9 protein-coding genes and 1 pseudogene are annotated in these 7,465 nt (G+C 67.8%); 1 reads left to right on the forward strand and 9 read right to left on the reverse strand.

The genetic code is table 11. The features are described 5' to 3' along the window. Window positions 1-23 precede the first annotated feature (23 nt). From KME78_RS61280 to KME78_RS61320, 9 genes and pseudogenes are all read right to left on the reverse strand, one after another. The gene (locus KME78_RS61280) at window positions 24-1,349 is read right to left on the reverse strand and encodes an MBL fold metallo-hydrolase (protein ID WP_246654975.1); all 1,326 of its coding nucleotides are present in this window, start codon (window positions 1,347-1,349) and stop codon (window positions 24-26) included. 90 nt (window positions 1,350-1,439) lie between these two features. Then, window positions 1,440-1,709, reverse strand: a complete 270-nt coding sequence (locus KME78_RS61285; RefSeq protein WP_219539518.1) for a metal-sensitive transcriptional regulator — start codon at window positions 1,707-1,709, stop codon at window positions 1,440-1,442. A gap of 176 nt (window positions 1,710-1,885) precedes the next feature. Then, the gene (locus tag KME78_RS61290; protein ID WP_219539519.1) at window positions 1,886-2,338 is read right to left on the reverse strand and encodes a pyridoxamine 5'-phosphate oxidase family protein; all 453 of its coding nucleotides are present in this window, start codon (window positions 2,336-2,338) and stop codon (window positions 1,886-1,888) included. 210 nt (window positions 2,339-2,548) lie between these two features. Beyond that, on the reverse strand, window positions 2,549-3,754 hold the full coding sequence (locus KME78_RS61295) for an NAD(P)/FAD-dependent oxidoreductase (protein WP_219539520.1): 1,206 nt from the start codon (window positions 3,752-3,754) through the stop codon (window positions 2,549-2,551). A gap of 355 nt (window positions 3,755-4,109) precedes the next feature. Continuing rightward, window positions 4,110-4,340, reverse strand: a complete 231-nt coding sequence (locus KME78_RS65765; protein ID WP_308127591.1) for a pyridoxamine 5'-phosphate oxidase family protein — start codon at window positions 4,338-4,340, stop codon at window positions 4,110-4,112. A gap of 139 nt (window positions 4,341-4,479) precedes the next feature. Next, a pseudogene (locus KME78_RS61305) lies at window positions 4,480-4,605 on the reverse strand (ATP-binding cassette domain-containing protein); the annotation flags it as partial. Window positions 4,606-4,635: 30 nt separating this feature from the next. Further along, a complete protein-coding gene (locus KME78_RS61310; RefSeq protein ID WP_219539521.1) occupies window positions 4,636-5,568 on the reverse strand; it encodes a universal stress protein in 933 nt (310 codons plus the stop codon). Between the two features lie 181 nt (window positions 5,569-5,749). Then, complete coding sequence (locus KME78_RS61315; protein ID WP_219539522.1) at window positions 5,750-6,052, reverse strand: hypothetical protein; 303 nt, start codon at window positions 6,050-6,052, stop codon at window positions 5,750-5,752. 171 nt (window positions 6,053-6,223) lie between these two features. Continuing rightward, window positions 6,224-6,415, reverse strand: a complete 192-nt coding sequence (locus KME78_RS61320; protein WP_219539523.1) for a DUF1918 domain-containing protein — start codon at window positions 6,413-6,415, stop codon at window positions 6,224-6,226. A 743-nt stretch (window positions 6,416-7,158) separates the two neighbouring features. Here KME78_RS61320 and KME78_RS61325 point away from each other — a divergent pair. Next, window positions 7,159-7,465, forward strand: a 307-nt coding sequence (locus KME78_RS61325; protein WP_246654977.1) for a cation-transporting P-type ATPase, incomplete at its 3' end; no start/stop codon positions are given.

Raw genomic sequence — 7,465 nt, forward strand, 5'->3', positions numbered from 1 at the left:
GCTTGATGGTGGTGTACGAGAGATCAGGCGGCGTCGCGTTTGTGGAGCGCGGCGACGAGATCGGGGACACCGGCGTCGGTGAGCACGATCGGCTGGTAGCCCTTGTGGGCGAGGAGGCCGGCGGCAATGCTCGCGCGGCGGCCGGAGGCGCAGGCAACGAACACGGGCTGCTGCGGGTCGAGTTCGGCAGGGACACCATGGGCAAACAGGTCGGGCAGGAATCGCTCGATGGCGCCCACCAGCCGGGCCTGTTCCCACTCGCTGGGCATGCGCACGTCCAGGAGCTGGGCGTCCGGCTGGGCGAGCCGCATGACGAAGGCGTCCAATTCGGCCAGCTCGTACGTTTGCGTGGCGGCCTCGCCGAGGTCGCGGACGACGCCCCGGACAGTGTCGATGCCGATCTGGGCGAGCTGGGTGACAGCCTCGGCGACCTCCTGACCGGGCTCGGCGACCAGTGTCAATGGCTCGGCGTACGGCAGCAGCCAGCCGGTCCAACTACCGAAGTCGTCGTCCAGCTCGATGCCGAGCGAGCCGGGCAGCATGCCGCGGGACTGCGATCGGCGCGGCCGGATGTCGACGACGTGCGTGCCCACCGCGGGCCGGTCGAGCTCGGGCACCCGGACCGGCGGCATGGGCGGCACGCCGAGCGTGTTGGCCGGGCCCATGTACTGGTAGAAGGCGGGGATGGGCATGGGTACGGCCAGCAGCGTGTCGGCGAGCTCTTCCGGGTCGTCGATGGCCAGCATCGGGTTGTCGGCGCGTTCGGCCCCGATGGTGGAGGTCAGCTTGCCGGCACCGGTGGCGGTGCAGAAGGAACCCTCGCCATGGGTCGGGTACAGGTCGACGCCGGGAGGCAGCGCGGCCAGGCGGCGCAGCGAGATGTGCTGGAGACGGGCCAGGGTCCGGGCGCGTTCGGGACCGAGCAGGTCGGGCCGGCCGGCCGAGGCGACCAGCAGGCTGCCGCCGGAGAACAGGGCGACCGGCTCGCCATCGATGAGCACCAGATAGCTGGTGTGCTCGGGGGTGTGGCCGGGCGTGTGGACGGGGCGGAGAATCAGGCCGCTGCCGCCGTGGATGTCCTCCAGGTGGAAGGCGGGCGTGTGCCGGTAGGCGGCCGCCGCCGCAGCCGGCAGCACCAGCTCGGCGCCGGTGCGCAGCGCAGCCTGCTCACCGCCCGAGACGTAGTCGTTGTGCAGGTGGGTCTCCAGCACGAACCGCAGCTCCACGCCTCTGCCAGCAGCGGCGTCCAGGAAACGACCGATGTCGCGCTGGGGATCGACAAGGACGCCCTTACCCTCGTGAGTCAGCAAGTAGGTCTGGTCGCCCAGCCCGGGCGTTCGGAACGACATGACATCCATCATTTGCCTACTTTCTCCTATACCCCGGGGGGTATCCTCGGATCAAAAATGTGCGGCCACGGGTGTCCGTGGCCGCCGGTCTCAGGCGAGCGCCAGGAAGAGCTTCTCCAGCTCCGCCACGCTCATGGGGGGCTGGTCGCCGCGGCTCTGGGCGTCCCCGCAGTGCCGCAGCCCGGTCGCGACGATTTTGAAGCCGGCCCGGTCGAGCGCCTTGGAGACGGCGGCGAGCTGGGTGAGCACCTTCGCGCAGTCCTCGCCCGCCTCGATCATCGCGATCACCCCGGCCAGCTGGCCGTGCGCCCGCTTCAGCCGGGTCAATGCGTCGCCCACCATGCCCTCGTTCAGCTCCATGCACCCAAGATACCCCCAGGGGTACCTGTGGAGGCAACTCGGATGAGGGCCGCCCCGTACGTGCTGATCCGGATAGCCACCACAGCGGCGAATGTCCCGCAAGCCTCCACCTTGGGTCCGCTACGCGCGAACAGTGCCTGTCCAGGGCAGCCGGACCGCCACGCGAGCCAGGACCGTCAGGCCACGGGCACGCGGGCTCGCGCCGGATCCGGGACGCGCATCCGCATGAGCGAAACCCCTATTCCATAGGTGACGAACCAGCCTTCCGGCTCGATTTCGATGATGCGGCAGGATGCCCGCCGCTCGCTGGGCAGCATGCGTGCCGGCTTCCTGCCAAGCTCACCATCCTCCAGGCTGCCCGCCGGGTGCACGACCGCCCTCCCGTAGAAGCTGACGGTGGCGGGCGGGATGGGTGCGAGGAGCAATATGAGCCCACCCCGCCGCACCGGTACGGTCACCGCGACCTGCCCGCTGAGCTCGATGTGTCGGGCCTTCCAGCTGTCGGTGGCCACGACCACGTACAGCCGGCGGCCGGCGACCATGTAGATGACGCCGCTGGACCTCGGCCGCCCGTCCGGGGTGACGTGGCCGACGACCGCGAACGACGCTTCGGCCAGTTCCTGCCACACTTGCTCGCTCGTCGGCCGCGACGCGGCACCCCGGCCACCGGCTCTGGCGCCTTGGAGATCAACGGCTGGCAACTGGGCCGAAAGCCTCGCTATTCACACCGGGGCGTTCCCTGAGCAACGGGCAGCTCACCAGACTGTGCGGCCACATCGTCTTCATCAGCTCCTGGCCGCTGGTCCCGATAGGAATCCGCCGCGCCCTTCAGCACGCTGTCACGGTAGCCGTACGTAGCCGTGGCGGGACTTCCACAGGAAATACTTCTCGAACATGAGCTTCGCTGCGTGCGCCTGAGGCCCGGGGATCATGACGCCGAACTTGCGCGGCGGCAGCATCCGGTCGGCCAGGATCATCACGCCGTTGTTGCCGGCGTCCATGACACAGATGGCCGGGATAGCGCCGAACTCCTTGTGCGCCACCGGTTCTTCCCCCCGGATGCGAGCGGCGATGTTCGCGGCGGCGACGCGCGCCTGGACCTCGGTCGGAAAGCCCGTCTTGGGCACGCCCACCGGAATGGCGGTGGTCCACGGCACCTGAACCGCCGCGGCGACTCCGACCGCGTAGACGTCGGGGTAGGCCAGCGACTGATAGGTGTCGTGCACCGGCACGAAGCCCTTGTCGTCGGCGAGATCGGGCACCGCGGCCACCACGTCCTGGCCGGTGAAGGGCGGCACGATCATCGCGTATGCGTAGTGCAGATCCCTGCCGTCGGCCAGTCGCAGCTTGCCCGGCGCGAGCTCCTCCATCGCCACGCCGGTGACGGTCTGGATGCCCTCCTTCTTACAGAACATCTTCAGCAGCTTCTCCCCGCCCGGCAGCCCGCCGATGCCGAAGTGCCCCAGGAAAGGCTCGGCGGTCACGTACGTGAGCGGCGCCCGCCTCCGCAGCCCTGCCTTCTTCAGCTGGTAGGCGGTGTTGAACAGGAACTCGTACGCGGCCCCGAAGCACCCCGCGCCCTGCGTCGCCCCGATCACCACCGGGCCGGGGTCATCGAGGAACCGACGCCACCCCTCCCCCGCCTTGACCGCGTCCTCCAGCGTGGTGATCGTGTGCGCCTCGTCGACGGAGTCGAAGCCGGGCAGGACATCGAAGGTATTGCGGTAGCCCGTGGCTATGACCAGATAGTCATAGCTGTGGACGCCCTTGGTCGTGTGCACGACACGCGCCCGCGGGTCGATCACGGTCGCCGCCGCGTGCACGAACTCCACGCCGTGCATCCCGAAGGTCGGCGCCAGCGGGAAGGTGATGTCGGCCGCGCGCCGCTTGCCGAACGGCAGCCAGATGAGCGACGGATTGAACAGGAAACGGTCGGCGGCCGACACGACCGTGACCTCCACGTCCCCCTCCACTTCGTGCTGGACGCCCAGAGCGGCGTTCAACCCACCGAAATTCCCGCCTAAAACCAGCACCTTCTTACGCATGTGAATCACCTTCCGCACGGCTTGCCTGCTCCCACCGTGGCAAGCGGCGAAGAATCGCGGATGAGGCGAAGGTCCCCCATACGCAGGCATTGGTCCTCACCTCTTTCAGCTGGCGACAAGAACGCAGCAGCCATTGGAGCCACCCGCGCGTCGTCGAGGGCGTTTCATCGCATGCCCGGTGGAGCGACCGCGACGGGATCGTCGACGTCCAGAAAGCCCTCACCTTGCAGGAAGACGGCATCCTGGAACTGCCTCTCATCTGGGATCGCCCGTGAACCTCTCGTCCGAGGCAGCAGCCAGGACCAGCTCGAAGCCGGTGATGATCTTTGGACAGACGCGGATTACCTGATCCATCTCACCGGCCACCCAGGGGTACAGGATGTCCTTCCTTGTAGCGGGCCACCTCCCCGGGATCCTTCACCAGCCGGGCGACGCCCGTGACGACGCTCCAGCCCAGATGCTCCTCGACGTCCAGATCATCCGCCTCGAACGCCACCACAGCCTCCAAGGCGGCAAGTTCCGTGCTCAGGATGGTGCCGGGGCTGGAGCGGATGACGATCTGCCCATCGGCGACGATGTGGTTCACCGGCCGTATGGCCGGGAGCGCACGGCGGTGAACACGACCCGTCCAAGCGTCACGCTGGCCAGCAGCCGGAGAGAGTCCGCCGTGGACAGTTCTTTGGGGTCACGGCGGGTCATGCCACAGAACCGCAGCCCCGGCGAGCGTCCAGCGGCCACGCCGACACCTGGCCCTCGTCACGGCCCCGGTGCCCCTCCAGGATCTCCACCGTCGTCGTCTTGCCCGCGCCATTGGGCCCGAGCACCGCGAACACCTCTCCCCGTTCGACGGTGAACCGTCCCGCTGGCGTTGCCCATGTCGCTCACCGCAGGCCATCGGTCCGATCAGGCGATGCCGCAACGGGTGGTAGACAGGGCCGATCATCCCAATCTGGGCGGGAAAGCGAAGCCATCGTTCGCGATGCGTGCACGACGGCGACGGTGCACGGCGCGTGATGCAGTACGGCCTGGCTCACCGAGCCGAGCAGCAGCCCTCTGACCTCCCCCAGGCCACGGGCGCCCACCACCAGCAGGCGCGCCTTCTGCGCCGCCTCCAGCAGCGCAGGGCGCGCGGGCTCGTCGACCAACTCGACATCGACCTGAAGCTCGGGATACCTGCGCTGCCAGGAGACGAGCTCATTCCAGGCGAGTGCCTGGGCTTCGATGCGGGGTTCCTGCATGCCCGCTTCCCCGCCTCGCTCGCGGTAGGCGATCAGTACCTTGAGCGGCGCCGCCAGCCGCTGCGTTTCCATGGCGGCGAAACCCAAGGCGGCCAAGGACTGCGGTGATCCGTCGAAGCCGGCCACCACCTCGTGTGCGTCGCGTTCGTCCGGGTCCCCGCGCATGACGATCACCGGGCAGGAGGCGTGCGCCGCGACGTGGGCGCTCACCGAGCCCGCGACCAGTCCCGCGAGTGCTCCATAGCCGCGAGTGCCCACGACGATCAGCTCCGCGTCCCTGGACAGATCGGTCAAGATCACGCTCGGCAGGCCCCTGTCGGTGAGCGTGTTGAGCGGCACCTTCGGATAGTGGCGCCCGACCCATGCGGCGGCGTCCTTGAGCAGCCGCTGCGCCGGGCGGCGTTCCAGCTCGAGCGGCACCAGCTCGCCCGGCCATTCGTGGTAGGGCCACTCCCAGGCGCGGCACACTGTCAGCGGCACCTTCCTGGCGACCGCCTCCGCCGCGCCCCACCGCAAGGCCTCCTCCGCCGAACGCGATTTCTCGTAGCCGACCACCACACCCAGCTGATTCCTCATGATTGCCTCCACTCGGACGCTGTCCCTTCTACCGTCGTCCGAACACGCGGTGCGGCTTAGAGTCGTCCCTCTCGTCTTCGCAGGGACTTTCGTCCCTGATATGGCCGAAGGGCCGCAGGGTTTGAGGACGTTCGCCGACGTTGTCCAGCGACGGCAAAGATCAAGCTGAGATCAGGAGCACTCATGGAGAAGAGATGCTGACGGCCTTCGGCGCGCTGCAACGGCTGTTCTCTGGCCCCACCCAGGCCGAGCGCGCGCAAGGCTGCGCTTCGTCAGCTCCAAGGCCACCGGCTTCAGCAAGCTGACCGTCAAGAACGGTGTCGCCCGCGTGTACCTGACCGGCCGCGTCACCAGCGGCGGATCCGCCTTCACCATCGCCGACCAGATCGTCGAGATCGGCTACAGCGGTGTTCGTCAGCGTGCCCCAATAGGAAGCGTGCCCACATAGGACAGGACGTTCATAAAACAGGATGTCGAAGCTCACTGCGATGTTCCGCTCTTGGCGGACGAGATCGGGATCGGCTGGCGGATGACAGCGTCCACGAAAGGGCTGGCCGGATCCGCATAGGTTATGGATGAGGGCTGTCACGCGGTGGCGGCCCTCATGGGCTCCAGGTCCTGATCTCCGGCCGGTCGAAGTGCCGGCGGGCCCTGGTCATCGTGCGGCTTGGACCACTCGTGCGTCGGGGCCGGGGAAGACGAGGGTCTCACGTTCGGTGTCCAGCCAGCGGACCAGGTAGGGCGGTGATCCATCGGGGTGATCCACCTGCATGATGAATCCTTCATGGCGCGTGCTGGTGCCGCGCGTGGCCTCCACGATCAGCCGATCACCCACTGCCGCCTTCATGGCGATCCCCTCATCTCCTGGTACGAAGCGGTGGTATTCACTCGCTTTCATCCTGCAGGGTCCAGTCGGTATACAGCAGGGCCGGAGGTCTCCACGGCGGGGGACCTTCGGCCCTCAAAAGTCCGGTCTGAGGTGCCGGTCGAGCAAAGGCACCACGAAGCTTGCGCCCCAGACCGCCACAGTGTGCCGCCGGAACGTCTGTGGACAGCTGCCCGATCTCGACGTTCATCAGGCGGTGTGCAGATCGAGCATGAAGGCCGCGGCCAGTGCGGGTACGCAAGGCCATGCGGCGGCACAAGAGAGGCACGCGTGCCCTGAATCCACGCGGTGCACATCCAGAGCACCGGCTGCTCTCGTGAAGTACGTCTCGCTCAGCGGGTCGTTCTCGGCACGCTTCACACCCAGTAAAACCGACATTTCGCTCACCCTTGTCCGCTCAGGATTTCGTGGTGACCTCACCTTCTCTCTGACCCTCTTCGCGCACGCGGGGCAAACGACCCGAAGGGGTGTGACCTAAGTCACCACGGCAGTCTGGATCCGCGAAACGCCCGGCACGACCGGCGCGAACCCAGGCCCCGCCCAAGCAGACGGGCGAACCGCGTGCGAGGCACCTGCCATTCGGCCCTGTCCCCATGGGACCTTCGCTTCTGGTTCGACAGTTCAGCACCTGCGAAAACAGGCAGGGGAGATGATGCGGCCCCCCGAAGTGGCCAACCGAAAGACAGCAGGTCAGAGAGGAAGACATGGTGATCCCCGCGCCCTCTGGGTTGTCGTCGGCGGAGGCGGCCGTGCGTCTGGAGCGGGACGGCGCCAACCTGCTCCCGCGCAAGCCGCCCGTTCCGTTGTGGCGGCGGGTGCTGACCCAGCTTCGCGATCCGCTGATCATCGTGCTGCTCGTGGCGGCGGCGTTGACCATCGTCACGGGCGACTGGACCGACACGGCCGTCATCATGCTCGTGATCGTGGTCAACACCTCCGTCGGGGTGGCGCAGGAGATCCGCGCCGACCGAGCCATCACGGCGTTGTCCCAGCTCACCGCCCCTGTGGCCC

The organism is Nonomuraea guangzhouensis (assembly GCF_019396345.1).
GTDB lineage: Bacteria > Actinomycetota > Actinomycetes > Streptosporangiales > Streptosporangiaceae > Nonomuraea > Nonomuraea guangzhouensis.